Origin of the sequence: Luteibacter sp. RCC_6_2 (assembly GCF_041360655.1) — a bacterium.
GTDB lineage: Bacteria > Pseudomonadota > Gammaproteobacteria > Xanthomonadales > Rhodanobacteraceae > Luteibacter.
In genome coordinates this window covers 75,425-102,396 of sequence record NZ_JBFUPQ010000001.1, presented here as the reverse complement: position 1 = coordinate 102,396, position 26,972 = coordinate 75,425, and the positions used below count along the sequence as shown (strand labels likewise).

Annotated in this window: 25 protein-coding genes; 13 read left to right on the top strand and 12 right to left on the bottom strand. The window is 63.1% G+C overall.

What is annotated here, in order from left to right:
* The first annotated feature begins 205 nt into the window (after window positions 1-205).
* The 3 genes from AB6730_RS00470 to AB6730_RS00460 are packed head-to-tail and all read left to right on the top strand — an operon-like array spanning window position 206 to window position 3,732.
* Window positions 206-1,996, top strand: coding sequence for a Mu transposase C-terminal domain-containing protein (locus tag AB6730_RS00470; protein ID WP_371021700.1), 1,791 nt, complete (start codon window positions 206-208; stop codon window positions 1,994-1,996).
* Window positions 1,997-1,999: 3 nt separating this feature from the next.
* Window positions 2,000-2,905 (top strand): TniB family NTP-binding protein, encoded by a 906-nt coding sequence (locus tag AB6730_RS00465; protein ID WP_371021699.1) that lies wholly within the window; start codon window positions 2,000-2,002, stop codon window positions 2,903-2,905.
* On the top strand, window positions 2,902-3,732 hold the full coding sequence (locus AB6730_RS00460; RefSeq protein WP_371021698.1) for a TniQ family protein: 831 nt from the start codon (window positions 2,902-2,904) through the stop codon (window positions 3,730-3,732). The genes AB6730_RS00465 and AB6730_RS00460 overlap by 4 nt, the downstream gene beginning before the upstream one ends.
* Window positions 3,733-3,778: 46 nt before the next feature.
* Here AB6730_RS00460 and AB6730_RS00455 read toward each other — a convergent pair whose 3' ends face one another.
* The 3 genes from AB6730_RS00455 to AB6730_RS00445 all read right to left on the bottom strand — a co-directional run bounded on the left by AB6730_RS00455 (window position 3,779) and on the right by AB6730_RS00445 (window position 6,333).
* Window positions 3,779-4,555: a hypothetical protein gene (locus AB6730_RS00455; RefSeq protein ID WP_371021697.1), complete on the bottom strand. Its 777-nt coding sequence runs from the start codon at window positions 4,553-4,555 to the stop codon at window positions 3,779-3,781.
* A gap of 498 nt (window positions 4,556-5,053) precedes the next feature.
* Complete coding sequence (locus AB6730_RS00450; RefSeq protein WP_371021696.1) at window positions 5,054-5,401, bottom strand: hypothetical protein; 348 nt, start codon at window positions 5,399-5,401, stop codon at window positions 5,054-5,056.
* Window positions 5,402-5,436: 35 nt separating this feature from the next.
* Entirely contained in the window at window positions 5,437-6,333 is an 897-nt protein-coding gene (locus AB6730_RS00445) for an SDR family oxidoreductase (RefSeq protein ID WP_371021695.1), read from the bottom strand.
* Between the two features lie 95 nt (window positions 6,334-6,428).
* On the opposite strand from AB6730_RS00445, the gene AB6730_RS00440 reads away from it, so the two are divergent.
* Both AB6730_RS00440 and AB6730_RS00435 read left to right on the top strand, forming a co-directional pair.
* Complete coding sequence (locus AB6730_RS00440; protein ID WP_371021694.1) at window positions 6,429-7,271, top strand: helix-turn-helix transcriptional regulator; 843 nt, start codon at window positions 6,429-6,431, stop codon at window positions 7,269-7,271.
* 242 nt (window positions 7,272-7,513) lie between these two features.
* On the top strand, window positions 7,514-8,596 hold the full coding sequence (locus AB6730_RS00435) for a glycoside hydrolase family 27 protein (RefSeq protein WP_371021693.1): 1,083 nt from the start codon (window positions 7,514-7,516) through the stop codon (window positions 8,594-8,596).
* 180 nt (window positions 8,597-8,776) lie between these two features.
* Here AB6730_RS00435 and AB6730_RS00430 read toward each other — a convergent pair whose 3' ends face one another.
* Both AB6730_RS00430 and AB6730_RS00425 read right to left on the bottom strand, forming a co-directional pair.
* Complete coding sequence (locus AB6730_RS00430; protein ID WP_371021692.1) at window positions 8,777-9,157, bottom strand: DUF1090 domain-containing protein; 381 nt, start codon at window positions 9,155-9,157, stop codon at window positions 8,777-8,779.
* A gap of 230 nt (window positions 9,158-9,387) precedes the next feature.
* On the bottom strand, window positions 9,388-10,269 hold the full coding sequence (locus AB6730_RS00425; protein ID WP_371021691.1) for a GyrI-like domain-containing protein: 882 nt from the start codon (window positions 10,267-10,269) through the stop codon (window positions 9,388-9,390).
* Between the two features lie 325 nt (window positions 10,270-10,594).
* Here AB6730_RS00425 and AB6730_RS00420 point away from each other — a divergent pair, with 325 nt between their 5' ends.
* The 3 genes from AB6730_RS00420 to AB6730_RS00410 are packed head-to-tail and all read left to right on the top strand — an operon-like array spanning window position 10,595 to window position 12,444.
* Window positions 10,595-11,329, top strand: coding sequence for an SDR family oxidoreductase (locus AB6730_RS00420; RefSeq protein WP_371021690.1), 735 nt, complete (start codon window positions 10,595-10,597; stop codon window positions 11,327-11,329).
* A gap of 57 nt (window positions 11,330-11,386) precedes the next feature.
* Window positions 11,387-12,121 carry an SDR family oxidoreductase gene (locus AB6730_RS00415; RefSeq protein ID WP_371021689.1) on the top strand — a complete coding sequence of 245 codons (735 nt, stop codon included), beginning with the start codon at window positions 11,387-11,389 and terminating at the stop codon, window positions 12,119-12,121.
* Window positions 12,122-12,144: 23 nt separating this feature from the next.
* Complete coding sequence (locus tag AB6730_RS00410) at window positions 12,145-12,444, top strand: DUF1330 domain-containing protein (protein WP_371021688.1); 300 nt, start codon at window positions 12,145-12,147, stop codon at window positions 12,442-12,444.
* A gap of 4 nt (window positions 12,445-12,448) precedes the next feature.
* Here the strand turns inward: AB6730_RS00410 and AB6730_RS00405 are convergent, their stop codons facing one another.
* The 3 genes from AB6730_RS00405 to AB6730_RS00395 all read right to left on the bottom strand — a co-directional run bounded on the left by AB6730_RS00405 (window position 12,449) and on the right by AB6730_RS00395 (window position 15,197).
* On the bottom strand, window positions 12,449-12,811 hold the full coding sequence (locus tag AB6730_RS00405) for a cyclophilin-like fold protein (RefSeq protein WP_371021687.1): 363 nt from the start codon (window positions 12,809-12,811) through the stop codon (window positions 12,449-12,451).
* 140 nt (window positions 12,812-12,951) lie between these two features.
* On the bottom strand, window positions 12,952-14,160 hold the full coding sequence (locus AB6730_RS00400; RefSeq protein WP_371021686.1) for an MFS transporter: 1,209 nt from the start codon (window positions 14,158-14,160) through the stop codon (window positions 12,952-12,954).
* Window positions 14,157-15,197 carry an alpha/beta hydrolase gene (locus AB6730_RS00395; RefSeq protein ID WP_371021685.1) on the bottom strand — a complete coding sequence of 347 codons (1,041 nt, stop codon included), beginning with the start codon at window positions 15,195-15,197 and terminating at the stop codon, window positions 14,157-14,159. The genes AB6730_RS00400 and AB6730_RS00395 overlap by 4 nt, the downstream gene beginning before the upstream one ends.
* Before the next feature lie 121 nt (window positions 15,198-15,318).
* Here AB6730_RS00395 and AB6730_RS00390 point away from each other — a divergent pair, with 121 nt between their 5' ends.
* Window positions 15,319-16,206, top strand: a complete 888-nt coding sequence (locus AB6730_RS00390) for a LysR family transcriptional regulator (RefSeq protein ID WP_371021684.1) — start codon at window positions 15,319-15,321, stop codon at window positions 16,204-16,206.
* Here AB6730_RS00390 and AB6730_RS00385 read toward each other — a convergent pair.
* On the bottom strand, window positions 16,195-18,342 hold the full coding sequence (locus AB6730_RS00385; protein ID WP_371021683.1) for a phosphocholine-specific phospholipase C: 2,148 nt from the start codon (window positions 18,340-18,342) through the stop codon (window positions 16,195-16,197). The two genes, AB6730_RS00390 and AB6730_RS00385, sit on opposite strands and share 12 nt — an antisense overlap.
* 170 nt (window positions 18,343-18,512) lie before the next feature.
* Entirely contained in the window at window positions 18,513-19,451 is a 939-nt protein-coding gene (locus AB6730_RS00380) for an aldo/keto reductase (protein ID WP_371021682.1), read from the bottom strand.
* Between the two features lie 71 nt (window positions 19,452-19,522).
* On the opposite strand from AB6730_RS00380, the gene AB6730_RS00375 reads away from it, so the two are divergent.
* Entirely contained in the window at window positions 19,523-20,152 is a 630-nt protein-coding gene (locus tag AB6730_RS00375; RefSeq protein ID WP_371021681.1) for a TetR/AcrR family transcriptional regulator, read from the top strand.
* Window positions 20,152-20,673, top strand: a complete 522-nt coding sequence (mug, locus tag AB6730_RS00370) for a G/U mismatch-specific DNA glycosylase (protein ID WP_371021680.1) — start codon at window positions 20,152-20,154, stop codon at window positions 20,671-20,673. The genes AB6730_RS00375 and mug overlap by 1 nt, the downstream gene beginning before the upstream one ends.
* Here the strand turns inward: mug and AB6730_RS00365 are convergent.
* The gene (locus AB6730_RS00365; protein WP_371021679.1) at window positions 20,661-23,612 is read right to left on the bottom strand and encodes a TonB-dependent receptor plug domain-containing protein; all 2,952 of its coding nucleotides are present in this window, start codon (window positions 23,610-23,612) and stop codon (window positions 20,661-20,663) included. The genes mug and AB6730_RS00365 overlap by 13 nt on opposite strands.
* A 259-nt stretch (window positions 23,613-23,871) precedes the next feature.
* Window positions 23,872-24,732: an oxidoreductase gene (locus tag AB6730_RS00360; RefSeq protein WP_371021678.1), complete on the bottom strand. Its 861-nt coding sequence runs from the start codon at window positions 24,730-24,732 to the stop codon at window positions 23,872-23,874.
* A 105-nt stretch (window positions 24,733-24,837) separates the two neighbouring features.
* Here AB6730_RS00360 and AB6730_RS00355 point away from each other — a divergent pair, with 105 nt between their 5' ends.
* Together AB6730_RS00355 and AB6730_RS00350 are read left to right on the top strand one after the other, a co-directional pair.
* Window positions 24,838-25,770 (top strand): AraC family transcriptional regulator N-terminal domain-containing protein, encoded by a 933-nt coding sequence (locus AB6730_RS00355; protein WP_371021677.1) that lies wholly within the window; start codon window positions 24,838-24,840, stop codon window positions 25,768-25,770.
* A gap of 109 nt (window positions 25,771-25,879) precedes the next feature.
* Window positions 25,880-26,968, top strand: a complete 1,089-nt coding sequence (locus AB6730_RS00350; RefSeq protein WP_371021676.1) for a phosphatidylinositol-specific phospholipase C1-like protein — start codon at window positions 25,880-25,882, stop codon at window positions 26,966-26,968.
* Window positions 26,969-26,972 lie beyond the last annotated feature (4 nt).

Sequence of the window (26,972 nt, the reverse complement as noted above, 5' to 3'; positions counted from 1 at the left end):
TAGTCGCTAAACACACGTGCGAAATGACGAGCTGATTCGGCCGTCCTGAGGCGACGCCGTTTTGGTTTCGCGAGTGACAGAACTATCGCTATCTTTTTGGACGCTTCAATGCGGCCATGGTCGGCCATGTCCGAGCGTTGCATCCGTGCCCGGGCGCTTCCCCCCGGCACGTCTGTCCGGTGGGGCTCACTTACCGGAGAAGGCCATGGCCATTTCACTCAGACCCGGCACGACCTGTTTTGCGCACGGCAATACCTACCAGATCGACGGGCAATGCTCGCCGACGGAAATCAACGCCAGGGACTGCCTGTCCGGCGATATGGTGGTGCTGAAGATCAAAGACTTGCAGGCGATTCCGGCGTCCAAGACTCCCGATCGTCTGATCGTTCCTGCGGAGCAGTGGCGTCGCGCCACCGCATTGGCCGCTGACCTGTATCCCCTCAAGGACGACCAGCGCCTGAGCCCTGAGACGCTCGAGGCGCTCTCGACCAAGCACGGCATCGGCCATCGCCAGCTGCAGCGCTATCGCGGTCGGTTCAACCAGGATCCACGCGCCTCGGCGCTTGTCCCGCGGCGACGTGGGCGAGGGGAGGGCAGTCGCGTCCTCGATCCGGCGCGCGAACGGGTCATCGCTCACGCTATCGAAAAGTTCTACCACACGCGCGAGCGATGTCCTAAGGAGTATGTGGTGACGAGGGTAGGGGCCCTGTGTCGCAAATTGCACCTCAGGCCGCCCGATCGGAAGAGCATTCTGACGAGGATTCGTGCACAGGAAGGTATGGCGGACAGTCGTGCGCGGTTAGGGCCGAAGGCGGCCAAGCAGAAGTGGGAGGTCCGCGTCGGGGGACTCACCATGTCCCGCCCCATGCAGATGGTGCAGATCGACCACACGCGGGTCGACGTGCACGTGCTGTCGGACGACCGATTGCGCGTCCTGGGACGGCCGTGGATCACGCTTGCCATCGATGTCGCTACCCGCTGCGTGGTTGGCTATTACCTGGCCATGCATGCACCATCGTCAATTTCGGTGGCGTTGTGTGTCGAGCACATGGTTTTGCCCAAACCGGAGAACGAAGCCGACCCTGGCGTATGGCCCATGTACGGCAAACCGACGACGGTCCTGGTGGATAACGGCAAGGACCTGCGAGCGCATGCCCTGACAACCGGCTGCGAGGAACACGGTATTGAACTGAAATGGCGTCCGGTGAAGACGCCGCATTATGGCGCGCATATCGAACGCCTCAACGGTACTTTGATGCGCATGGTCCATCTGCTGCCTGGCACGACCTTCAGCAACACCAAGCAACGCGGCGACTACCCCAGCGAGGCCAGGGCGACGATGACCCTGGGCGAGCTCGATGCCTGGATGGTCCAGAAGATCTGCCGGTCGTACCACGTGCGAGCCCACCGCGGTCTGGGCGCATCTCCGCTTTATGTGTGGGAGCAGTTCCGTGAGCACGGTGGCTGGCAACCCGACTCGGTGATTCATCCGGAGACCTTCCGCCTGGATTTCCTGCCGCGATCGTTCCGGCGCTTGAGCCGCACAGGCCTCGAGCACCACGGCTCACGCTACTGGGACGAGGCACTGGGACCGATTGCGGGTCGTCGCGAGGACGTCGAAGTGCGCTACCACCCGAAGCACCCGCAAAGCATCTGGGTGCGTCATCCCCAAGGCGGCTTCATCGAAGCGCCTGCAATTGCCGGACGTGCGCGTGCGAACTCTCATCGAGTGGCGTCCATGGACGGCGAGGCGCGTGAGCGCATGATTGTTCTCCACGACGAAGGCCTGGATGCATGCGACGGCATCGAGGTGCGTGCGGCTGAGTCCACACGCAAGGCACGCAAGGGGCACCGCGCACCGACCAAGGTGACGCCCGAAACAGAGATCCCCAGCAACGAGCCCGCCGCCCGTGAGCAGCCCTCGATCGCTGAGACCGAGGAACCGCCCGTTATGCCGATTCGTATCCGTCCTCTTACTGTCGAAATCTGGGAGTAACACATGAGCACTCAAGCATCTCACCTGGCTCCGCCGGTTCGCGCCGACCTTGACCTTGCGCCGGCGCTACGTGCGCGCCGCATGCTTGCGGAGCGATTCTTGCCGCACGAGCGCCTGCAAGCGGTCATCGATTATGTAGATTTCCTGTTCTATCGCCCGATGCAGACACGTGCCTCAGGATTGGTCGTCTCAGGACGGCCGGGGGCCGGCAAGAGCATGCTGGCGAAATGCCTTTTGAAGCGCTATCCCCAAGAGCAGGCCACGGATACGCAGCCCATCTCGCTGCCGGTACTGTCGATAGAGATGACCGGGGCGCGTGAGGCGAAGACCTTGTACAACCGCATGCTCGCCAACTTAGGCGTGCCCGATGCGATGGGCTACGTGGGTGCCGACCGGGAGCGAATGGTCCTGAAAGTTTGCCGCGCCGTCAGGGTGCGAATGTTGATCCTCGATGAAATCCAGGACGTTCTGACATCGACGGCGAGGCAGCAGCGGATCGCGCTGGATACGATCAAGTACCTCATGAACGAGCTGCAGATTCCCATCATTACCTTGGGAACCTCGGCAGCCCCTGATGCGATGCAGCTGGACGAGCATCTGAATGCGCGGTTTGCATACCGCTCGTTGCCGCAATGGGAAGCCGACGCGTTCCTCACCAGCTTTCTCTCTGCCCTGGAAAGCAGTCTGCCGCTGCACCAGCCGTCGGGCCTGACGAGTCTGGAGACCCGCAAGCTCTTGGTAAAGCTCAGCGGGGGCGTCCTGGACAAGATCGTCAAAACGGTCTGTTATGCGGGAGCCTATGCTGTTGAGACCGGTGAGGAACGTATTACTGCGGCGTTGTTGCAGCGGGCCGCCGTCCAGCCGCCCGCATGGGCCGTGCTTCCCGACCCCGTGCAGGTGGCGGCATGAGCATCGATCGCTGGCCCATACCCGGTCTTGGCGAGGACGAGTCGCTGCAATCGCTGGTAAGCCGCGCCGAATGCTTCTTCGATTGCCGTCCGGGATATCTTTGGAAGACCTTACGTGAAGGGGAGGGGGACATTGGCACTCCCGATGCCCCCACTCCTCAAGCAGTCATTCGCCTGGCCGGACGGCTGGATTGCTCACCCTCAGAGGTTGCGCGCCACCGACTGACCGAAGCTCGGGACGTCTTGGTCGCCGCGGGCAGGGTCGCCTATTGCCCGACCTGCTGGAAGGAGGACCTCGACGCGAAACGGCCTGTCGCGTTTCGTCGCCAGTGGGCGCACGTCTGCGCAGTTCTCTGCTCGCGGCACGCGACGCCGCTCATTTATTGGCGGATGCGTCAGGGTGCGAAGGGCCGCAAGGTGACCACCGGCGAAGTGGATATCGCATGCGAAGCGCTAGCGTCAATGACTACGCAGCCCGGATTTAATGCCACGATGAAGCACCTAGCTGCGTTTGCCGAGCAGCTTCACGCTTGCCTCTACAGCGAGGCGAGGACCGCAGCGAGTTGGAGACGAAATCCGAAAACGCTCCTGCGCGATATTGCGGCAGCGCTCACCGACCAAGAATTGCGCACGGGACTTTGGTCGACGGCCATTCCCTTGCGATGGCAAGGCTTCGTCCATGTCGGTCGCGCGCCGATGAGTGTGGCCGTTGATGGGCCTTGGCAGACGCTGCGACAGGCCACCGATCCCGGCATGCGAAGGGCCGCCCTCTGGTACGGCCTCTCGCTTGCCAGGCCCGACATCGTCCTCGGCCCCGAAGCTGCTTGACGTAGAGGAGGGCGGAGCGGCAAAGGCCACTTCGCCCTCTCGGTGGTCAGAAAAGCAGGCACTGAACCGGATTGATGGAGTCCGCTCCCGAGGGGGGAAGGGGCCACTCCAGCCGGTGGGACTCGCGCCGGCGCCGATACGACCAGCTTTCGCGCGGTTTGATCAGCGCAGTAATCAAGGCGCCAGTCTGTTCCCAGCTACTGGCTCGAACGATGTAGTCGAGTGAAAATCCGGCTTCGAACAGGGCCATCGCGCGACCGAATTTCAGCGCAGTAACAGTGATTCGTCCGCGTCCAATTCCACTGCGCTCGGCCAGGCCCTCGCGTTGCTGGAGTCTTCGCCAAATGTCGACCGGTCCGCCCTGATGCGCGATCGACCGTGCGTTTGATATCGTAAGCATGGGCGCCGAAAACAGTGGACCTTCCTGCGCACCACGCATGGAAATCCAGTAACGAAGCCATGCGGACGCTCCCTCCGAGAGCCGCCCGATCCGTTCTTTCCCGCCGCCTTCGATGTCTGGGAAGCGAATTCGCACACGCGCTTTCGAAAGGTCCAGATCGCGCATTTGTAGCCCGGGCCTCAACAACCGCAGCGCCTTTTCGCTTCCGGTTACTTCGGCCCGCGTCGCCATGCACTCGTAAATAATCAGCATGGAGGTCACGGCCGCCACATCCGGGCCGTAATCGGGATCGGCGATCTCCACGACTTTCCTCACCTCGGCAGCGCGCAGCGGCGCGGCCTTCTCTGGCGACGCCTTGGCCGACGTAATCGCTCGAGTGACAACGGCGGCGTTGCTCAATGCACGATGGACATCGGGCGTCATAAGCCCCAGCTCGGAGACAAAGAGGGAAAGTCCATAAAATCTCCGGCCCGGATTGAACCGAGTTTGCCCAAGGTCCCACGAAGCGGTCAGTGCCGTTTCGGACAACGGCGAGCACTGCCTTTGCGAGCATATCGCTGCCCAGATTCGGGTCCAGCCACCAATACAAATTCGCCGGCGGTTGAGGTTGGAGTCACTGTACGTCGCGCTCCAGCGCAGCCATAGCTCTGCGCATTGTTGCTGGATATCCTCTGGACAATCCGGAAGGAACTCCGCAAGAAGATCCGCAGCAACAAGGAACGTGTGACGGGAGGTACGCGGTGGAGGGCGCATGACTTACTTATCCTCAAGCACTGGCTGGAGGTATTAGTAGGCCGAATCGAACACGATCTCAAAGTTATGGCAATTTTTGACGCTGGGAGCGTCGCCTTTTGGGCGCGCGACCGATTTAAGCGCGGGCTCCTCGGCCACGTCGTATGTGGCCAAACCGCAGGACCGCGCCTAAGTGGTTGATAGGCATAGTCCTTGATGGCGAGAACGACTCGATTTAGCGGCCACGACGCCTTTAGACGGACGGCGTCGTGAACTGGCGGACTCCGACACGACACCCTTATCCGTGGCAAGCATTGATTTGACATAATATACATTATGCGAAGTTATACGAAGGGCTTCGCCGTGCCCTGTCCACATGGCGATGGATTCGTAATCAACCTCGTCCATGGCCTCGCGATCGACCAGGTCCCAATTCCTCTCATAAAGGGCAAGCGCTTCAGGCTCTGCAATCGTGCGCTTGCCCGGACGATTGCAGGCAAGCCTCTTTAGCTGTGGAAACAGGTCGATAGCGATCATGGCCCAGCGACATGACCCGGGACTGGTAATGGCATCTACAGATCGTGAACCCGCAGCTGCTCGAGATCGGCGATCAGCCCAGGTCCGACCGGTTCCCACCCGAGCTTCTCCCGCGTCTGCCGACTCGACGCGGGCATGTCGAGAGTGACGAACATGGCGAGCGGGCCGAAGAAGTCCTGAGCCTCTTCGGGTGCGATCGATTTCACCGGAAGACCTAGTCTCCGGCCGACGGCTTCCGCGATAGCACGCATCGACACGCCCTCCTCCGCGACCGCGTGATATTTCGCATTTGGCTGCGCCACTTCGATAGCCAGCCGGTAGAGGCGCGCCACATCGAGCACGTGACCGGCCGGGAACCGGCTGAGGCCGTCGCCGACATACACGCATGCGCCCCGCTCCCGATACAGCTGGATGGCAGGCGTGATGAGACCCTGCGAAACCGAATCGTGAACCTGCGGCAGGCGTACTACCGATACGTTGACGCCTCGTGCGGCGAGAGCGGCTGCGGCCTCTTCCGACGCAGCGCGCGGATGCACGTCAGAACCGACAGTCGGATTGTCTTCCTTGGCCGGTTCGCCGGGAACGGTGTTGGCGATGGGGGTGCCGGAGGTGATGACCAGGGGCCGCTGGGAGCCGACAAGAACCGACCCCAGCGCCGCGATCACGCGGCGATCCTCCTCGCAACTCTGCACGAAGCGGGAAAAGTCGTGGTTAAAGGCAAGGTGGATGACGCCGTCGGAACGCGCGACACCCTCCTTGAGACTATCCGGATCCGCGATCGATCCGAAATAAGGTTCGGCGCCGGCGGCCTTCAGCGCCGCTACCTTGTCCTCCGACCGATAGAGGCCAATGACCTGATGACCGGCCGCGATCAAATCCTGGACGACCCTCGCACCGACATTTCCCGTGGCACCGGTGACAAATACTCTCATGGCAGAACTCTCCTGATCTCGTTGCTCGGTCCGATTGGACGACCAGTCTCAGCTGGCGGATCATGGGGGTAAAGTGGAGACGTTATAGGGGTATAATGACTAACAGGACGAACGGAAATCCGCCTGCCGAGAACGTGCTCGGCACTTATCTTCGAGAGCGCCGTGCCAGGCTCGATCCCATCGCACTCGGGTATCCGCCCGGGCGACGCCGTACCGTCGGCCTGCGCCGCGAGGAGATCGCGCAGCGCGCCAACATCAGCGCCACCTGGTACACATGCCTTGAGCAAGGACGTGGCGGCGCGCCGTCAGCCGATGTGCTCGATCGCATCTCACGCGCCTTGTTGCTCACGGACGCCGAGCGAGAGCACCTATTCCTCCTCGGCCTCGGTCATCCACCGGAAGTGCGTTTCCACAGGAAAGAGGGGGTCAGTCCCCGGCTACAGCGTGTGCTCGATGTGTTTGATCCCAGCCCCGCGCTCGTCAGAACCGCCGTGTGGGATGTCCTTGCCTGGAATCGGGCGGCAACCGTGATGCTGGCCGACTATGGCTCGTTGCCGCCAAAGCAACGCAATCTGTTGCGCATGATGTTCCTCAATCCACACGCACGCACGGTCCAGGAGGAATGGGACAGCGTGGCGCGTTTCGTGGTGGGCGCATTCAAGTTGGACGCGGCGCGGGCGGGAGCCACCGCGGAGGTGGGTCCACTCGTCGAGGAGCTCTGTACCCAGAGTCCGGAGTTCAATGCGATGTGGCGCGACAACGATATTCGTGGTGCTCATGGCGATACCGTCAAGCACATACACCATCCGGTGCTTGGCCCACTCGCCTTCGAAGTTTCGACCTTCTCCGTCGACGGCCGCACGGACCTCAGCATGGTGATCTACAACCCGGCAACCCCATCCGACGCGGGGAAAATCAAGTCAAAGATCGGCCCCTGAACACGATTTCGATCTGCTGCTCGGTCGCACGAGCATCCTTCACCCGCGCCCATCGGAACTGTACCATTCGACGCTCCCATCAAGGTTGTCGAGCGCTTGGCATGACCTCGTTTCGATCGGTACGCCTGCTGGCAAGCCTCATAGCCCTCTCAGTCGGCGCCGCAGCCGCGGCCACCGGGACGCGGGACCATGTTCCAGCTGTCGAAGCCGTGCCCAGGAACGGGTTGGCGCGGACACCTCCCATGGGCTGGAACAGCTGGAATCATTTCGCCGGCCGGATCACCGCGGCCGACGTACGTGCCATGGCCGATGCGATGGTATCCACCGGCATGCGCGATGCCGGCTATGTCTACGTCAACATCGACGACACATGGGAAGGTTCACGCGCGCCATCGGGCGAGATCCAGCCAAACGCGAAGTTCGGGGACATGAAGGCGCTGGCCGACTACGTTCACGCGCGGGGTCTCAAGCTGGGCATCTATTCCTCGCCCGGCGACAAGACCTGTGCTGGCTTTGCCGGCAGCCATGGGCACGAGGTGCAGGACGCCCGCACGTTCGCTGCATGGGGCGTGGACTATCTCAAGTACGACTACTGCGGCGCCCGCGACATCTATCCGGTGACGCGGGAGAACCAGGAAGCCTTGTTCCGGCGAATGGGCGCGGCCCTGCACGAGACGGGTCGGCCGATCGTTTACAGTCTTTCGCAGTCGGGCGAATTCGACATCTGGCGGTGGGGACCCGCGACGGGCGCCAACTTGTGGCGCACGACACCCGACATCAGCGACGACTGGGACTCCATGTCGCAACGCGGCTTTCGTCAGCTGGATCTTGGCCAGTGGTCAGGCCCAGGTCGTTGGAAGGATCCCGATATGCTCGAGATCGGCAACGGCGGCATGACCTCCGACGAATACCGGACACAGATGAGCCTATGGTCGATCCTGCCGGCCCCGCTTCTGGCCGGTAACGATCTTCGAACCATGGACCCCGCGACCAGGGAAATCCTACTCAATCGAGAAGTGATCGCAGTCGACCAGGACCCCCTCGGCAACCCTGCACGGCGCCTGGAAAAACAAGGTGAAGTGGATGTCCTGGTGCGTGACATGGCCGACGGTTCGGTCGTCGTCGGTTTCTTCAACAGGGGGAATGCCGAAGCGAAGGCTGCACTGAACTGGGACCGTCTTGGCGATCGCTTCAGCCGAGGTGCCCTCGCCCGTGACCTATGGCAACACGTGACCCTGCCTTCCACCAAGGCCTTTGTGGGGCTTATCCCCCGCCACGGAGTGACGCTGCTGCGTATCAATCCAGCCGGGGGCGAGGGCAAATAGCGTCGCTCGGGATAGACATACCACGGAGCCGGAGTGACGGCGCCGCCACAGGCGAAGGCCGGCTCGAACATGCACCTGCCAGCGATGCCTTGTATGGCAACACCATCCTCCACATCCAAAGGCGCTCGATGCGCCGACCGACTCTACTGCAGGAGTACGGAGTATCTCCAGGGCTAGACGCTATGGTGAAGCTTCCATCATGGCCCGTTCGAGGTCGGCATGAGCCTCATCGACCTTACGCTGACGATCTGAGATCTTGCTCTGACTCTTGCCCTGCTCCTTGGCCACCTGGAGTTCACGCTCTCTTTCGGCAAGCTTCTCTTGCGCCTTGACGACCTTCTGCTCCGAAGCACGGCGTAGGGAGGCATCCGTGCAATGGTCTTTCACTTCCGCAAGCGCTTTCTGCAGACCCTTGACGCGTGACGTATTGCCGTGGCTCTCCGCGTACGAGATCTCGCTTTCGATGGCTTGGCGCTTGGCATCGCAGCCGCTTGCTTGCGCGAGGCTGAGCGCGGGATAGAAGAACGATGCAAGTAGCACCATGGAAGCACAGCTTTTCATACGTAGCTCCTTGAATGTCGGCGTGGTCTCGCTCGGAGGTTGTCCGGCCATAGGAATATAACCGCACTGGCGACCGTACTGCCCCCGTGGCCACCGAAGGCCTGCCCTGCTCCACCCGTCAGCCTCAGTTCGGTAATTTTGACCTCCCTGCATTGGTGGTCATTAATAGAACCCAGTGGGTACATAGGATGACCAATTTCTTCTTCTTGCAGCCATCCTCCCGAAAGGACCTATTTCAGCGGAAGGTAGAGATCGCAGACCACCTCGGGCACCGTCACATGCGGGGGCATCGAGAAGTGCCGCTGGCAATAGATCGGGAAATCCCGTGCCTCCTCACCACTGTTCGGAAGCCACTCGCGATAGAGGTAAAGCGCCGCAGGCTCGAGGTTGCTCGTATGGTGGACAACCCGCAGCACCGCGCAGCGCCCGCCGGGAATGACGCCCGACTTCACATGCGTGTCGTCCACATCGATGAGCCGATCGGTCCCGACGCACAGATCCATGCTGTAGTCGGCCGGGTTCGCGGGAATACGCTCGGATCGGAAGATGTTGAAGGTCGGGCTCGTTGCGGGCGATAAGCCGGCAGCCTTGCGCCAGGCGATGAACCGCTCGATCGTCTCCGGCAGTCGCTCCCGGTCGCCTCGATGCTCGAAGATCGCGACAGGCGTTGGAAGTACTTCGCGAATCGTTACATCGCCGGGTTCATACGTTATTTTCATGAGCGTGTTCCTTGCGTGGTCGAGGGGTCCAAAGGCGGTAAGCCACGGGGCCCAATCGGGAGACTTCCGGAAAGATGAAGGCGACTGCCCTACCCGCTGTCGAAAGGCGCGGGCGAAGGCGTCCGGTGCGTCGTAGCCGGCGTCGATGGCGATATCCGTGACGCTTTGCGCACCCGAATGAGCAAGCTGGAACGACGCGCGCCGCATCCGGGCAAGCTGCACGTAGCGATGCACGGAGAGCCCGAAGCTGGCTTTGAATTGCCGGTGGAAATGAAACTTCGAGAAGGCCGCCACGCCACTCAGCGTGTCGAGGTCCAGATCGTCGTCCAGGTGCGCGTCGATGTAATCCAGGACCCGTTGCATCCTGAGATGGTAATTTTTCAGCGTCGTCATCACTCGTTCCTGTGTGCTCGAACAGTGTCGCGCAGCAGGACACCACGTGCTCGACCGATCTTGCGGTTTAGAGACGCCGAATCATCTCAGAACGCCCAGCTCAAGCTAACCCGCGCCGACTGGTCCCTCGCCTCGCCCGCGAACTGTCGGCCCCCCCTGGTGGGAGCCGACCCTGTCGGCAATGGGTGCTTGCCTCAACCCGCCCCGCTGCCGCGGGATCGCCGGCAAGGTCGGCCCCCACCAAAATGCGGGAGAAGCCTTTAAATCCGCCGTGCCATCCGCATGTCGAACCCAGCGCTATCGCTAACCCCGTCAAGGATTCGAAATGAACGCCACGCAGAAAGTCGCCCTCGTCACCGGTGCCACCCGCGGCATTGGCCAGGAGACCGTCCGTCAGCTTGCCGAAGCCGGCGTCACCACCCTGCTCGCCGGCCGCGACCCGGCCCGCACCCAGGCCGCCGCTGACAAGCTCAAGGCCGAAGGCCTGCCGGTCGAGCCGATCACGCTGGACGTCACCAACGCCGATACCATCCAGAAGGCCGTTGCCGAGGTCAAGGCGCGATTCGGCAAACTCGACATCCTGGTCAACAACGCCGGCATCGTCGTCGATGACTTCGCCAAGGCCCCGTCCGAGCAAAGCCTCGACGCTTGGCGCGAGACGTTCGACACCAATCTCTTCGCAGTGGTCGAAGTGACCAAGGCGTTCCTCCCGCTGCTCAAGGCGGCGCCCGCGGCGCGCATCGTCAATGTATCGAGCCAGCTGGGCTCGCTGACCCTGCACGTCGACCCGACCTCGCCGATCTACAATTTCAAGGTTCCGGCGTACGACGCGTCCAAGAGCGCGCTCAACTCGTGGACCGTCCATCTTGCTTATGAACTGCGCGACACGCCGATCAAGGTCAACGCCGTCCATCCGGGCTACGTACAGACGGACATGAACGGCGGCCAGGGCGAGATCGACGTGCCGACGGGTGCGAAGAGCAGCGTCGGCATGGCGCTGATCGGCGCCGATGGCCCGACCGGTAGCTTCACCTATCTCGGCAAGACGCTTCCCTGGTAATTCATCGCGGGCCGCTCAGTCGAGCGGCCCGGTCACTTCCCCATCCAAGGATACGGAATGAACCCCACACTGAAAGTCGCCCTCGTCACCGGTGCCACCCGCGGCATTGGCCGAGAAACAGCCCGCCAGCTTGCCGAAGCCGGCGTCACCACCTTGCTGGCTGGCCGAGACCAGGCACGCGCCAGGGCTGTCGCGGATCAGTTCAAGGCCGAAGGTTTGCCAGTCGAGCCGATCACGCTGGACGTCACCCATGCCGATAGCATTCATAAGGCCGCCGCCGAGGTGAAGGCTCGATTCGGCAAGCTCGACATCCTGGTCAACAATGCCGGCGTCGTCGTCGAGGAGTTGGACAAGGTACCGTCCGAGCAGACCCTGGATGCGTGGCGCAAGACGTTCGATACCAACTTTTTCGCGGCCGTCGAAGTCACCAAGGCCTTTCTCCCCCTGCTCAAAGCGGCACCCGCGGCGCGCATCGTCAATGTGTCGAGCCGACTAGGGTCGCTGACACTGCACGCCGACCCGACCTCGCCGATCTACGACGTCAAGGTCCCTGCATACAACGCGTCCAAGAGCGCACTCAACTCGTGGACCGTCCACCTCGCCTACGAACTGCGCGACACGCCGATCAAGGTCAACGCCGTCCACCCCGGCTATGTGCAAACGGACATGAACGGCGGCAAGGGCGCGATCGACGTGCCGACGGGTGCGAAGAGCAGCGTCGGCATGGCGCTGATCGGTGCCGATGGCCCGACCGGAAGTTTCACCTATCTCGGCGAGACGCTTCCCTGGTAATTCATCCGCACAGGAAACCACCCATGACGACCTATGTCGTGTTTACCCGCGAGCGCACCACCGACCCCACGGAACTGAAGATCTACGGTGAGAAAGCCGGCCCAGCGGGTCAAGGACATCCGATAACACGCCTCGCCTTTTACGGCGACATCGAGACGCTCGAAGGCAGCCCGGTGGAAGGCGCCGTCATTTTGAGCTTCCCTTCGAAAGCGGATGCACTGGCCTGGTACAACAGCCCCGCCTATGCAGAGGCTCGCGAGCACCGCTTCAAGGGCGCCGACTATCGGATTTTCATGATCGAAGGCGTGGACAGGACCCCTTGAGGATTCAGGGACGCGCCGTATCCACCACTTCGATACGCACTTGCATCTTCCCTGCCCTGCGCAATAACTGGAAATCGCCGTCGATATGGCCGAGCTTGATCAGGCCCTTGGAGTAGCCAAAGGGCTTGTGGAAGATCGCCAGGTTGCCCCACGGTGCGTAGAAGGTGATATCGCCGGCGGCCGGTGTCACTCCGGCGGGCGCCCCGGCCGTGGACAGCGTCCGCGGCAGCTGCGCGATCTTTTCGGTGGATGCGTAGTCTTCCAGTTCGAGGGTCAACGGCACCTGCGCCAGGAAGTCGCGGGTGGCGGCGCTGTCCTCCAGCGTGGCTGGCAGGTACCGGCCGTCGATCAGCAGGCGGATCTTCATCGAAGGTGACTCCTGGTTCGAGGCTATCGGTGCTTGAGCGACGGCGGGGGGAGCACTCTCCCGCGCATGTGCCGCTGGTGCGCGTGACGCCAGGCACGCGAGTACGAGGCACGCAAAGACGAGCTTGCCATGGGATGGCATCAAGGTCCCCCTTTCAACCGACGGCCTGCGGTCAGGTAAGCCAGCAGTGCGGCCATAAGCAGCATGACGGCGCTGGCGACGAAGGTACTCTGGTAGCCGCGGCTATCGAACAGCAGGCCACCCACGGTGGATCCCAACGCGATGGAACACTGCACGACGGCAACCATCAAGCCGCCGCCTGCTTCTGCGTCGTCGTGGGTGAAGGTCTGCGCGAGCCAGCTCCACCAACCGACCGGTGCCGCGGTGGCGAACAGCCCCCACAACGCCAGCAATGTGGCCACGGGCCACAGCCGCGCGCCGAAGAAAACCAGGGCGAGTGCGACCACCGCCATGAGTATGGGAATGGCGATCAAGCTGCGATAAAGCCCACGTTTGAGGAAGGCACCGATGGCCACCGTGCCGACGAAGCCCGCCACGCCTATGCCCAGCAGGACCAGGGCCAGCGCCGGAGCATCGACATGCGCGACCGTCTCCAGGAAGGGGCGCACGTAGGTGAACAAGGCGAACTGGCCCATGAAGAACACGCCGCACGCGGCCATGCCGAGCACGACCACGCGGCGCTTGAACAGGGCGAACACGTTGACGTGGGGCGCGACGCGTTCGGCGGACATGCTGGGCAGGCTGATCCACTGCCAGCCCAGCGCGAGCGCAGCTACCGGAAGCAGACAAAGGAACGCGCCCCGCCACCCGATCACCGCGCCAAGGTAACTGCCCAGCGGTGCCGCGACGACCGTCGCCAATGCGTTGCCGCCGTTGAAGATGGCCAAGGCCCGCGGCACTTGGTCGGCCGGCACCAGGCGCATCGCCGTGGCTGCCGACATCGACCAGAAACCGCCGATCACCACACCGATCAGGGCGCGGCCGACCATGTAGATCGTGTAGTTCGGCGCAAGCGCAACCACCGCGCCGGACACGGCCATCAACGCAGTCAGTGCCAGCAGCAGGCTCTTGCGGTTCATGGCGCCGGCCAGCCTGGAAATCGACAGGCTCGTCAGCACCGCGAATGCGCCGGAGATGGCGATGCCGTAACCGGTCAGTCCTTCGCTGACCCGAAGGTCAGCCGCCATGGGCGTCAACAGGCTGACCGGCATGAATTCCGAGGCGATCAGCGCGAACACGCATAGCGTCATGGCGAACACGCCACCCCAATGGGCGCGTTTCTCACCTGCCTCGAACCGCATGGGTGCGGGCATCGCGGGGGAATTCATCGCGGCTCCGCCTGCAGGTTCTGCTTGAAGAACGATGCCAGCTTGGCGAACGGGATCAGATCGGTGCGATCGTAGAGGTCCACGTGACCGGCACCCTTTACCCAATAGAGTTCCTTCGGCTGGCCCGCCAGGCGATAAGCCTCTTCGCTGAACTCCCTCGAATGCGCCTGATCGCCAGCGATGAACAGCATCGGCCGCGGCGAAATCGTCTCGATATCGTTGAAGGGATAGAAGTTCATGAACTTCACGTTGCTGGACAGCGTCGGATGCGTGGTCAGTTCCGGCGAGGAACCGGCCGGCGTGAACTCGCCGCGTGGCGTCCGATAGAAATCGAAGAACTCACGCTGGATGGGATGGGTATCGGCGTCGAGCTGGTGGACGGTGCCACTGGTGTACCTGGTCTTCCCGCCCTCGGCTTCCACCCAGCGCTGGGCCGCGGCCTCCGCGATGACCGCCTTGCGCTGTTCGAGCGTCTGCGAATGGTTCAGCGCGTCGCGATTGGCCGCACCCATGTCGTACATGCTCACCGTGGCGATGGCCTTCATGCGTGGATCGATCTTCGCGGCGCTGATCACGAAACTGCCGCTACCGCAGATGCCGAGCACGCCGATCCGGTCGCGGTCGACGACGTTCTGCGTGCCGAGGTAGTCCACCGCCGCGCTGAATGCCTCGGCGTAGATGTCGGGTGCCACGGCGTTGCGCGGCTGCCCCGCGCTCTCGCCCCAGAACGACTGGTCGATGGCCAGGGTGATGAAGCCCTGCTCGGCCAGTTTCTGCGCGTACAGGTTGGAGCTCTGCTCCTTCACCGCGCCCATCGGGTGGCCGACGATGATCGCCGGATACTTCACGCCGGGCCGGCGGTCCTTGGGCAGGAACAGGTTGCCCACGATCTTCATCTGGTACTGGTTGTTGAAGGAGACCTTCTCGGTGCTGAGGCGGTCGCTGCGGTAGAAGTTGTTTGCGCCGTTGGACATGTCTTGCCCCGTTGCAGTGAATGACGTGGCCGCAAGGGCCAGCGACAGAAGCAGTGTTCTCATGCATGCGGTCCTCGATCGGTCAGGGTGGTCATTCTGACGCGGCACCACTTCGATGATTAGCCGATGAATGCTTTTAGGGCTTATTAGCTTTTCTAATTAAATGCCATGGCACACTAGCGCCATGGCACGACGCAACCTCAACGACCTGCTGGCCTTCGTCACGGTGGCCCGGGAAGGCAGCTTCACCCGGGCAGCCGGGGCATTGGGCGTATCCCAATCCGCCCTGAGCCAGGCGATCAAGGCGCTGGAAGAACGGCTGCGGATCCGGCTGCTGACGCGGACGACGCGCAGCGTCTCCCCTACTCCGGCCGGCGACAGGCTCCTGCAAGCCATCGGCAACCGCTTCGATGAAATCGAGACGGAGCTGGATGCGTTGACCGAATTGCGTGACAAACCCGCCGGTTCCGTGCGGATCACCAGTGGCGACCACGTGCTGCGCACCATCCTGCTGCCGCGGCTGTTGCCGCTGATGCACCGCTACCCGGACATCGACATCGAGTTCGATGTCAGCTACGGGTTGCGCGACATCGTCGCGGATCGTTTCGATGCCGGCGTACGCCTGGGCGAGAGCATCGACAAGGACATGATCGCGTTGCCGATCGGACCGAAACTACGCATGGCGGCCGTCGCATCACCGGCGTATTTCAGCAGTCACCCGATGCCGAAGGTTCCCCAGGACCTGACCCGGCACAACTGCATCAACATCCGCTTTCCGACAGGCGGAGGCCTGTATGTCTGGGAGTTCGAAAAGCGGGGCCGGCAACTGAACGTGCGGGTGGAGGGCCAGGCGACCTTCAACACCTCGCCGCACATCGTGCTCGCGGCGCTTGACGGCCTGGGTGTCGCGTTCCTGCCTGAAGAGGAATTCGCGCCCCACCTGGAGGAGGGGCGCCTGGTGCGCGTGCTGCAAGACTGGTGCCCGGCATTCTCGGGCTACCATTTGTATTACCCGAGCCGGAAGCAACAATCACCGGCATTCGCCCTGGTCATCGAGGCGTTACGGCTGTAGGGCCGGGTCCCGCTGCGCCGTCAACGCATTCACCACCGTCCCCAACGCCGGGTCCGTCCGCGATGCCCGCCCTGTCTCCCGATGCCCCGCCAATCGCCGCAAGAACCGCGGATCGTGGTCGCTCGTCACGCTGAAGTCGAACCAATGGTCGCTCGACACGATCTCCCATAGGCTCTCGACGCGACCACCGGGTAGCAGGAGGTGGCGGCGCGGCGGCTGATGGGTGTAGTCGTCGCCCGGCGTGACCGTCACCACGCACATGCCACTGCCTTCGTTGGTGATGACCAGGCGTAAAAGTCCATCGAGCCCACCTGTCGCCAGGCGTACCTCGGGCTGGGCGTGACGGCCGCGATCGTCCACCGCGGGCTGGCTGCCCGCGAATTGGCGGAGAAATCCGTTCGGTCCCGTGACGGAGAGGTCATAGGCGTTGCCGCTGTACAGGCTGGTCCAGGCGTCGGCGAGCGACTTGCCGGCTTCCACCGTGTATGCCCAGGGACCATCGGTCCTGGCCGGGGAAAAGACGTGGAAGAATGCGCCGCTCCTGCCCTGGTTGATGAACTCCAGACGGTAGCGCCCTGCGGCGACGTCTACCCTGCCCTGCACGTCCAATGCATAGGGCAACGCACGGGCGGGTCGTTGTCCCGGCTCCTGCCGGGGCATGCGCTGGTCGGACGGCGGCGTCGGACGCAGATCCTGATGAGCCTTCTGGTCCGGCTCGTAACCGCTCGTGCCAGGCAGGCGCGGCGCGTCGGCATCGTGCCGTGAGAAGTCGAAGGCGCGAGTGAGATCGCCGCATACCGCGCGGCGCCAGGCGGAGATGTTCGGCTCGCGCACGCCGAAACGCCGTTCCAGGAAGCGGATGATCGAGGTGTGGTCGTAGGTTTCCGAACAGACCCAGCCGCCCTTGCTCCAGGGCGACACGACCAGCATCGGTACGCGAACACCCAGTCCGTACCCGCCGGCGACGAATCCATTGCCGCCCGGATAGAGCTCGCCCTCCGTGGTCACCGTCGACAATCCCTGCTCGCGCGAGGACGGCACATACGGCGGCACCACGTGATCGAAGAAGCCGTCGTTTTCGTCGTAGGTGATGAACAGCGCGGTCTTGCTCCACACCTCGGGATTCGCGGTCAACGCATCGAGCACGCCGTCGAGGTACCAGGCGCCATAGTTGGCAGGCCAGCTCGGATGCTCGGTATAGGCTTCCGGTGCCGCGATCCATGAGACCTGCGGCAGGCGGTCCGCCAGCACGTCTTCGCGCAGGATGGCGAAGGGCGACTGACCCTTGGCGATCTCGGTACCGGTACGCGCCTTGTCGTATAGGGCATCGCCCGGTTGGGCGTCACGGTACTTGTCGAAGTACAGCAGCGAATTGTCGCCGTAGTTGCCGATGTACGGATTGGACGTCCAACCCCAGCCGCCAGCGGCATCCAGGCCCGTGCCGATGTCCTGGTAGATCTTCCACGACACGCCCGCCTGCTCGAGGCGCTCGGGATACGTCGTCCAGTCGTAACCCTTCTCCGCATTGTCCAGCACCGGGCCGTCGCCCTTGCCGTCATTGCCCACGTAGCCGCTCCACATGTAGTAGCGGTTCGGGTCCGTGGAAGACAACATGCTGCAGTGATACGCGTCGCAGATGGTGAACGCGTCGGCCAGCGCGTAGTGAAACGGAATGTCTTCGCGCGTCAGGTACGCCATCGTGGTCGTACCCTTTGCCTGCACCCAGCCGTCGTACCGGCCGCCGTTGGCTGCGGCGTGCGTGTCGTTCCAGCCGTGCGGAAGGTCTTCGAGGAACTGCAGGCCAAGATCCTCGGCCGCGGGACGGAACGGCAGCAGATAATCGTCGGCCGATGCCGCGTAAGGCTGATGCCAGACCGATCGCCCGCTCGCGAGGGTGAAGGGCCGTGGATCACCGAAGCCGCGCACGCCACGAAGCGAACCGAAATAATGATCGAACGAGCGGTTCTCCTGCATGAGGATCACCACGTGCTCGACGTCGGCGAGCGTACCCGTGCGCCGTGACGCCGGGATCGCCAGCGCCTTGGCGATCGACGGTGGTACCACCCCGGCGGTGAAAGCGGCGCCGGCCGCGCCCAGAGAAAGCTTGAGGAAGTGCCGCCGATCCTGAGACGTCATGTTTGCCCTTTGCGCGGATCGACGGCATGCCTCGCATGCATTGCCTTCCGCTATTGCGTTACCCCTGGGCGGAGGAGTGTCGCGGCGGAATATGACAGGCTCGTGCCAGCGAGCCTGTCGTCACCACGGATCCATCGAATCTGCGACTGCCGTCGCAGTCCGGAACGTTGTCACGCGCGCGGTACGAAACCCGGGAGTCCCGTATCCACCACCTGGTTCAACCGTACCCTCGTCGTTATCCGCTCCCGGATTTCCGACAAGGCATCGTCCGGCAGCATCGACAGGTCGAAGTTCTCGCGGATGTGTTCCGGGTTCGTCGATGTCGTCAACAGCGCCTTCCCGCTCTGCACGGCCCAGGCCAGGGCGACTTGCGCAGGCGTCTTGCCGACACGTCGAGCCACGTCGACGATGACGGGATCTTTCAGCACGCTGGGCTCCATGCCGTGGCCCAAGGGCGCGAAGGCGAGCAAGACGATGCCGTGTTCCCGGCAGAACTCCAGAAGCTCCCATTCCGGCAGATACGGGTGGCATTCCACCTGTACCACGGCAGGCTTGATGCGCGCCGCCTCATGGATTTCCTTCACCCGCTCCAGTCGGACGTCGGACAGGCCGATATGCCTGCATTTGCCTTCGTCGACGAGCCGCTCCATCGCCCGCCACGTATCCAGCAGTGTCACGCCGGCGTCGTAGGCCGTCTGGCCATCCGGGCCCGTCGGGTACTGTTCGTCGCCAGGTTGGAATGCAAAAGGCGTATGGATCAGGTAACAGTCCACTGCGTCCAGTTGCAACCGATGAAGGCTCGCATCGAGCGCAGGGCCGACACGCTCCGGACGGTGATTGTTGTTCCACAGCTTGGTGGTCACGAAGAGTTCGTCGCGTCTCACCACACCGTCCGCGAAGGCCTCCTGCAACGCGGCCCCGACGGCTGCCTCATTGAGGTACACCTCGGCAGCGTCGATGTGTCGAAACCCCGCATCCAACGCGAGCCTGACCGAACGTCGGGCTGCGGCAGCGTCGGGGATAAGGGTTCCGAATCCTACGGCTGGAATTCGGTCGCCTCCTCGTCCGAGTGGAAGGGTCGTATGACTGAGCGCAGGACGTGAAGGCATGGACATGTTCCGCTTGAATTTTGTTCCATCTCGAATAATATTATCGGATCGGCCACGTATCAAGTATTTTTATGCAATCTCGTACACAAAAAGACGAACCCATCAGGCGGCCACGCGGGCGCCCCCGTGCCTATGACCCGGAAACGGCACTACGGCAGGCGGCAGGGGCGTTCTGGAAGGCAGGCTATGCCGGAACGTCACTCGACGACCTGTCCGACGCCACGGGCATGAACCGCCCCAGCCTGCGCGCGGCGTTTGGTGACAAGCACGATATTTACGTCAAGGCGCTCCGCGTTTACTGGGACCGCCAATTCACAGCGATTCAGCAAGCTTTCGAGGCCGGTGAAACCCTTCCCGATGGGCTGATGAAGGTCTATGACGCGTCACTCTCCATTTACTTCTCCAACGACGGCGAAGTCTTGGGGTGTTTCGTCGTAGGCACCGCCATCACCGAAGCGCCGGGCGACAGCGAGATACAGGAGATCGTCGCCGAAGGTTTCCGCAAGCTTGACGCCGACTTCGAGGCACGGTTCAAGCAGGCGCTCAAGGCCGGGGAACTGGAGCCGGGGATGGATGCCAAGGCACTTGCCCTGCTCGCCTCCGCGACGTTGCACACCTTGGCTATGCGCGCCCGGTCGGGCACTCCCCGGAACCAACTGCGAAAGCTCGCGCAGAAGGCCGTCGCGGTGATGTGTGGGTGATGGCGCGGCCGCCGGACATTATCGCCCGTCATCTCGACGTGCTCTTCTGCGGGATCAACCCTGGCATGGGTTCGGCCGCCGCGGGCCATAACTTCGTCGGGCGAAGCAACCGCTTCTGGAAGATCGTTCACCTCGCCGGTTTCACGCCGTCGCAGATTCTCCCGCAGGAAGATCACCTGCTGCTCGATTACGGGTGCGGGGTGACCTCCGTGGTGGACCGGCCAACGGCGGGCGCCGCGGAGCTTTCGCGTGTCGAGTTCCAGGATGCCGCCCAGGCGTTCAATGAAAAGATCGCTCGATATGCGCCTCGTATCGTGGCTTTCCTGGGCAAAGCGGGCTACGTGGGAATGACAGGACAGCGAGACATCGGCTGGGGCAAGCAACCCGTCGGACTGCATGGAGCCGACGTATGGGTCTTGCCAAATCCCAGCGGAAGAAATCGGGCGTTCAGCCTCGACCGTCTGGTCGAGGCCTATCGCTCACTTCACCTGGCCCGCCACGCGCTCGATCAAAAATCGTAACTCACCGACAACCGCGCATAACGCGGCTGCTGGCGGATCGTCACCGTGCGGTACAGCGGATTGATCAGCTGCGGACTGAGTTCGCTGTACGGCGACAACTGCAACGGGCGCTGTTCGTTGGTCAGGTTGAAGATGTTCGCGCTGAAGCTGAGCTTGTGATCGGCGAAGGCCGGGCTGTACGTGGCGCCAATATCCAGCTGACGCGTCCACGGCAACCTGCCCTGCTTGCCAGGCGCCGACGGTTCGCCGTTGCAGAAGTGGTAGAGGCTGCCGTACGACAATGGATCGGTGCCTTCGGCACCATAGAAACCCAGGCAATGCTTCGGGCTACCGGAGATGATCGCCAGGTTCGCCGACACCAGCCACTCCGGGTCGATCTGGTAATACCCATAGAGCTTGATCTGGTGCGTGTGATCGTTGTTCTGCGGCCCGTTGGCGAACTGCATGATCGACGCGCCGTCCCAGTCGTAGCTGGTGGAGGCATTGGCCTGGCTGACGTCGGAACGAAGCTGGCCCTCGGTGTTGCCGTAGCTGCGCGAGAACACGTAGTCGAACTTGGCATACCAGCGGCCATCGAACGGATGCTCGAGCAGTGTTTCCAGGCTGTAGTACTGGCGCTTGAGCTTCGGGAAGCCGAGATCCGCATTGCTCATCGGCACTTCCACGTAGTTTCCGCTCGCATCCACCAGCGTGAAGGTGTTGGCGCGGCCGGGGTTGATCAGGAAGCAGCTGTTGCTGGTGGACGCGTCGTAGCCCAGCGAAGCGGCCTTGGCCAGCACGGCGTCGCGGTCGCAGTAGTCATCGATGGCATTGCGCAGGCTGCGGTACATCAGCTTCGCGCCATAGACCCACGACGGACCCGCGGTCTTCGTGAAGCCGAGGATGTACTCGTCCTGCTTCTCGGCCGTGAGCCCCTTGGCGGTGGTCATCTTCGGATCGGGCTGCTGCCCGTAGAGGTTCAGGCCCGAGACCGGACCGGACATCGCGGTTAGGCCAGTGGGCGTGCCATCGCTCGCGATGCCGCTATACGTGTAGTACTGGACGGTGTTGGTCGTCGCCGCCGCCGAGTTGAGTGCGGGGTTCAACGGCAGGCCGAGGTAATAACGGCCGGCATTGCCGTAGACCTTGAAGCTGGCGTCGCCGAGCACGTCCCAGCTGAAACCCAGGCGAGGCGCCCACTGCGGCTTGGTCTGGGTGATATAGGGCTGGCTGGCCGAATCGTAATTGGTGAACTGGTCGTTGCGCAGGCCCAGCTGCAACAGCAGGCGATCGTTCACCTGCCACTTGTCTTCGATGTACTGCGCACGCTGCGTCGAACGGACGGTGGCGATCTGGCTATAGGTGTTCTTCTGGACGAAATAGCCTTCCGCGCCATTCGGAAAATCACCCGTGGCGCCGACGCCGAGATCGGAATTGATGGGCACGTCCGGCAACGACTGGCTGTACGACCACGTATAACCCGGCCCCGAGGACTCGCTTCCCTGGTCGGAGGCCTTGGCCGTCAGGTTGTCGATGCCCACGCTGATCGTGTGCGAACCGATGGCATAGGCGAGATCGAGCCGGGTATTGGTGGTGAAGTTGCCCCGGTTCGGGTCGCTCAGGCCGTCGGTGGTCTGCGCATTGCCGATAGGGACGCCTCCATTCAACGCGGGGTTCTGGTTCACGTCCCCGTCGATGTACGTGAGGCTGCCATCGTAGTTCGCCGGCGCCTGGTACGACCGCGTATGCATCTTGCCGTACTCGGCGGTGAGCGTCAGCGCATCGGTGATATAGCTGGTGAACTTGCCGCTCCACAGGTCGCCACCGTTCTTCTGCCGATCGGCATCGTTGACGAAGGCGCCTCGCTGCTTCGCGAGATAGTCGTAGTCGTAGTACGTGCCATTGGTCTCGGTCTTGTCGGACGCGCCGGTGAGCTCGAGGATATTGCTGTCGGTGATGTTCCAGTCGAGCTTGGTATACCAGCGCGGCATGGTGGCGCGCGATTTCTCGAACGAGTTGCTGGCCTCTTCGTTCGCGATCGTCTGCGTATCGTGACGCTCCACTTCCGCCGCCACGAAGACGTACAGCTTGTCCTTGATCAGCGGGCCACCCGCATAGACCGATGCCGTGCTTCCCGTATCGCGGTTGCCGCGGTTGTACGCATACAGGTTGCCGGCCTTGGCCGACTGCGGCACGCCGCTGGCGTAATAATCGTTGGCGCCCTTGGCCCGGGCGAATTGCGGTTCCCACAGGAACTGCACGCCGTAGTGCAAGGTATTGGTGCCACGCTTGCCCACCGCGTTGATCACGCCACCGTCGGAGCGGCCGTACTGCGCGCTATAGCCGCCCGTATAGACCTCTTCCTGGTCGATCGCCCCATACGGCAGTGTGATGCCACCCAGGGCCTGCAGGGGATCGGTCGTGTTGAAGCCGTTGATGTAATAGGCGTTGGCGTTCGCGGACGAGCCACCGAAGCTCACCAGCGACTTGCCGGTGTCGCTGGTGAAGCCGCCGTTGTTCGGCACCACGCCGGGAGCGAGCTGGGCGATCTGCTCGGCGGTGCGCCCGAGCGGCAATTTGGCCAACTGCTGCGCGTCGATCACCGTGCGCGAGTCGACACTGGCCACGTCAATCGGGGGCGTGGTGTTGGCCGACACCTGCACGCCATCCAGCTTCGTCGCCTGTGGCGTAGTGGTGGAGAACGAGACCTCGCTGGCGTTGCCGACGCGAACGGCGACGTTCTGCCGCGTCTCGACCACGGAGCCGTTCTGCAACAACGTCACCGTGTAATCGCCGATGGGCAATGCCGGCGAGCGGTAGTGACCGCTCGCGTCCACCGGAAGATCCCGGCTGACGCCGCTCTGGTTCTCCACCCGGACCGTCGTCCCGGTAGCCACCGGCACCTCGCCGAACAGGCTGCCGGTGGTCGATTGAGCGAAGGCCGCCGGGGCACACGCCATCGCCAGGGCCACACACAGCGTGCGAAGAGGAAGACGCCGGGAAGAATGCAGTGTCGACATAAGAAGGACTCGAGATGCGGCACGGCCAGGCACACGGGGACCTCCCATGGACCGGGAATGCGAGTGGATGGGAACGCCCGGCCCGGGAGGGTCGACAACCCACCTTCTAGCATCGCGTAAACGTTTACACAACGGTTACATGCGCGTTACGTAAATCTCGTAAGTTCTTGCGCCAAAAACGGATTTTCCGCTCGAACGATCACCCGTCGGTCGATCGCGTCAGGCTCTCCCACCGATCGATGTCCGCGGTCATGGCGGCCAGTTTTTCACGTACGAGGGATAGCGCGTCGCTACCCAGCAAGAGGTGCGCAGGCGGCTCCGGCAGGCTGGTCAGCGTCAGGATGGCCTTCGCCGCCTTGGCGGGATCGCCGAGTTGCTTGCCGCTCTTTTCCTGGCGGGCCTGTCGGATGGGATCGAACGACGCGTCGTAGTCTGGAATGCTGCGCGGCGAGCGTTGCATCGAGCGCCCGGCCCAGTCCGTCCTGAAGCTGCCCGGCGCCACCGCCGTCACATGCACGCCGAAGGGACGCAGTTCCTTGCCCAGCACTTCGCTTATCCCTTCGAGGGCGAACTTGCTGCCGCAGTAGTACGCGATGCCTGGCATCGTGATGAAACCGCCCATCGAGGTGATGTTGACGATATGTCCCCCGCGCCGCTCGCGGAAACGCGGCACGAACGCGTGGGTGACCGCTACGGCGCCGAACACGTTCACCTCGAACTGGCGGCGCATCTCGTGGAGCGGCGATTCCTCGAAGATGCCTTCATGGCCATAGCCCGCGTTGTTCACGAGGATATCGACCGGGCCGAAGCGCGCTTCCGCGTCGGCCACCACGCCGGGTATCGCATCGATATCGGTCACGTCCAGGACGACGGCGTGGGCACGGTCATCGTCCAGGGTTTCGAAGGCGCGGCGTGCGTCCTCGTTGCGGACGGTACCGATCACGCGATGGCCAGCGTCCAGCGCTTCGCGGGCAAGGGCCAGGCCGAAGCCGCTGCTGACGCCGGTGATGAAAAAGGTCTTGCAGGTCATGATGATCTCCAGGTCAGGAATGGCAGCCATGGTAGGCAGTGCATGCCCTGTCTCCCATGCCCTGGCGTGTGGGATGATTGCCTGATCCTATGAGCGGTGCTTGCGGCAAGGCCTGTTAAGTCGGACAGTGAAGGCATGGACACACCGCTACGCCATCGCATGATCGCCCTCCTCCGCGACCTGGCTCCGGACGAGGGCTATACGCTGACCGCGCTGCCGGACGTGCGCCTTCTGCGTTCCGACCGGCCATTGAGCCGCACCCCCGTGCTCTACGAACCCGGCATCGTGGTCGTCGTGCAGGGACGCAAGCGCGGTTTCCTCGGGGAGGAGGTTTTCGTCTACGACGACCAGCACTACCTCGTCGTATCGGTGCCCGTCCCCTTCACGATGGAAACGGATGCCTCGGCTGACGAACCCTTGCTCGCGATCTACTTCCGCCTGGACCATGCCATGGCCGCCGAGGTCTGCCTGCGGCTCGACGAGTTGCATGGTGCATCGTCGGCCGCGCCGAAAGGCCTGTATTCCTCGCCCATGGAAGAGGCCCTTGCAGCCTCCGTCTTGCGCCTTCTCGAAGCCCTGGCGAATCCGTCGGACAGCGAAGTGCTCGGACCCGCGCTCGTGCGCGAAATCTACTATCGCATCCTGTCCGGTGCGCAAGGCGGATCGCTGCGCGCCGCGCTGGCCCAGCAGGGCAAGTTCGGCATGGTGGCGCGTGCGATTCGTGTCATCCACAGCCGCTATGCCGAGGGGCTCGGCGTCGACGAACTCGCCAGCGAGGCCGCGATGAGCGTACCCACCTTCCACGCGCACTTCCGCGCCATGACCGGCACATCGCCGATGCGCTACGTGCAATCCACGCGCCTGCACCAGGCACGACTGCTCATGCTTCGCGAGCACGTCACCGCCGCCGCCGCGGCCGCCGCCGTCGGCTACGAAAGCGCGTCGCAATTCAGCCGGGAGTTCAAGCGGCTGTTCGGAAAGCCGCCGATAGAAGAAGTGGAACGAATGAAGCGGAGCTTCGCCATGCCCGCCGCGCGCGTGCCATCGACGTACGTGTCGTCGCACTGATCGCGGTCATAGTGTCTTCGACGATTCACCGAATGGTAAGAATGCGTCGATAACGTGCAAACCATCGTTTAGATCGATTGAATCGACCGATGGGAGCACCGACTTGAGAATGGTCTGCCTGGTTGCGGCACTACTGCCCTGCGTGTCGTTCGCAGCGTCGGTCACCCGCATCAACGACGTCCAGTACATCGGTAGCCACAACAGCTACCACGCCGGATTGGCCAAGGGGGAAGCGGAGCTATGGCAGCGCGTCGACCCGGCGACCTACGCCATCCTGGCCTATTCCCATCCTCCGTTGACGCGTCAGCTCGACGATGGCGTGCGCCAATTCGAGCTGGACATATACGGCGATAAGCACGGTGGGCGCTATGCACGGCCGGCGGCGGTAGCACAGGTCGCCGCGGCGGGACTTCCCGCGGATGCGCCGTTCGCCGATCCCACCGTGATGGCGGCGCCGGGCTTCAAGGTCATGCACATCCAGGACCTGGACCAGCGCAGCACGTGCCAACCGCTGCAAGCCTGCCTTCGCGAATTGCTTGCATGGTCCAACGCGCATCCGCGGCACCTTCCGATCTTCGTCCTGCTGGAGACGGAGGAAACACCGCTCCATCTTTCCTTTCCCACCGTGGTGCCGGAGCCATTCGACACCGATGCGATGGACCGGCTGGATGCGGAGATCCGGAACGTCTTCCCTCGCTCGTCGTATATCGCGCCGGACGATGTCCGCGGAGAGCACGCGTCCCTCGAAGAGGCCGTGCGCCATGATGGATGGCCGTCGCTGGAATCCGCGCGTGGCCGCTTCATCTTTCTGCTCGACCAGCATTCGGTCAGCAAGGCCTATCTGGTTGGCCATCCGTCCTTGCGTGGCCGGGTGATGTTCACCCATGCCATGCCCGGCGAGGACGACGCCGCCTTCCTCGAATTCAACGACGGGCCGGCCGATGAGATCGCCCGGCGTGTGCGCGAAGGCTATCTGGTCCGCACGCGTACCGATGCCAACCTGAAGGAAGCACAGCGGAACGACGTGCAACGTCGCGACGCGATGTTCGCCAGCGGCGCGCAATTGCTAAGCACCGATTTCCCGGCGCACGAACCCGCATCCAACGGTTACGTCGTCGCCTTTCCCGGCGGTACGACCGCTCGCTGCAATCCCCAACGCCCCCGCGACACCTGCGCCCAGGCCGACCTGACACCCTGACCCG

What these genes read in the sequence shown, in the direction of transcription:
- AB6730_RS00470 (WP_371021700.1), top strand. Translation starts at nt 206, where the DNA reads ATGGCCATTTCACTCAGACCCGGCACGACCTGTTTTGCGCACGGCAAT.
- AB6730_RS00465 (WP_371021699.1), top strand. Translation starts at nt 2,000, where the DNA reads ATGAGCACTCAAGCATCTCACCTGGCTCCGCCGGTTCGCGCCGACCTT.
- AB6730_RS00460 (WP_371021698.1), top strand. Translation starts at nt 2,902, where the DNA reads ATGAGCATCGATCGCTGGCCCATACCCGGTCTTGGCGAGGACGAGTCG.
- AB6730_RS00455 (WP_371021697.1), bottom strand. Translation starts at nt 4,555, where the DNA reads ATGACGCCCGATGTCCATCGTGCATTGAGCAACGCCGCCGTTGTCACT.
- AB6730_RS00450 (WP_371021696.1), bottom strand. Translation starts at nt 5,401, where the DNA reads ATGATCGCTATCGACCTGTTTCCACAGCTAAAGAGGCTTGCCTGCAAT.
- AB6730_RS00445 (WP_371021695.1), bottom strand. Translation starts at nt 6,333, where the DNA reads ATGAGAGTATTTGTCACCGGTGCCACGGGAAATGTCGGTGCGAGGGTC.
- AB6730_RS00440 (WP_371021694.1), top strand. Translation starts at nt 6,429, where the DNA reads ATGACTAACAGGACGAACGGAAATCCGCCTGCCGAGAACGTGCTCGGC.
- AB6730_RS00435 (WP_371021693.1), top strand. Translation starts at nt 7,514, where the DNA reads ATGGGCTGGAACAGCTGGAATCATTTCGCCGGCCGGATCACCGCGGCC.
- AB6730_RS00430 (WP_371021692.1), bottom strand. Translation starts at nt 9,157, where the DNA reads ATGAAAAGCTGTGCTTCCATGGTGCTACTTGCATCGTTCTTCTATCCC.
- AB6730_RS00425 (WP_371021691.1), bottom strand. Translation starts at nt 10,269, where the DNA reads ATGACGACGCTGAAAAATTACCATCTCAGGATGCAACGGGTCCTGGAT.
- AB6730_RS00420 (WP_371021690.1), top strand. Translation starts at nt 10,595, where the DNA reads ATGAACGCCACGCAGAAAGTCGCCCTCGTCACCGGTGCCACCCGCGGC.
- AB6730_RS00415 (WP_371021689.1), top strand. Translation starts at nt 11,387, where the DNA reads ATGAACCCCACACTGAAAGTCGCCCTCGTCACCGGTGCCACCCGCGGC.
- AB6730_RS00410 (WP_371021688.1), top strand. Translation starts at nt 12,145, where the DNA reads ATGACGACCTATGTCGTGTTTACCCGCGAGCGCACCACCGACCCCACG.
- AB6730_RS00405 (WP_371021687.1), bottom strand. Translation starts at nt 12,811, where the DNA reads ATGAAGATCCGCCTGCTGATCGACGGCCGGTACCTGCCAGCCACGCTG.
- AB6730_RS00400 (WP_371021686.1), bottom strand. Translation starts at nt 14,160, where the DNA reads ATGAATTCCCCCGCGATGCCCGCACCCATGCGGTTCGAGGCAGGTGAG.
- AB6730_RS00395 (WP_371021685.1), bottom strand. Translation starts at nt 15,197, where the DNA reads ATGAGAACACTGCTTCTGTCGCTGGCCCTTGCGGCCACGTCATTCACT.
- AB6730_RS00390 (WP_371021684.1), top strand. Translation starts at nt 15,319, where the DNA reads ATGGCACGACGCAACCTCAACGACCTGCTGGCCTTCGTCACGGTGGCC.
- AB6730_RS00385 (WP_371021683.1), bottom strand. Translation starts at nt 18,342, where the DNA reads ATGACGTCTCAGGATCGGCGGCACTTCCTCAAGCTTTCTCTGGGCGCG.
- AB6730_RS00380 (WP_371021682.1), bottom strand. Translation starts at nt 19,451, where the DNA reads ATGCCTTCACGTCCTGCGCTCAGTCATACGACCCTTCCACTCGGACGA.
- AB6730_RS00375 (WP_371021681.1), top strand. Translation starts at nt 19,523, where the DNA reads ATGCAATCTCGTACACAAAAAGACGAACCCATCAGGCGGCCACGCGGG.
- mug (WP_371021680.1), top strand. Translation starts at nt 20,152, where the DNA reads ATGGCGCGGCCGCCGGACATTATCGCCCGTCATCTCGACGTGCTCTTC.
- AB6730_RS00365 (WP_371021679.1), bottom strand. Translation starts at nt 23,612, where the DNA reads ATGGCGTGTGCCCCGGCGGCCTTCGCTCAATCGACCACCGGCAGCCTG.
- AB6730_RS00360 (WP_371021678.1), bottom strand. Translation starts at nt 24,732, where the DNA reads ATGGCTGCCATTCCTGACCTGGAGATCATCATGACCTGCAAGACCTTT.
- AB6730_RS00355 (WP_371021677.1), top strand. Translation starts at nt 24,838, where the DNA reads ATGGACACACCGCTACGCCATCGCATGATCGCCCTCCTCCGCGACCTG.
- AB6730_RS00350 (WP_371021676.1), top strand. Translation starts at nt 25,880, where the DNA reads ATGGTCTGCCTGGTTGCGGCACTACTGCCCTGCGTGTCGTTCGCAGCG.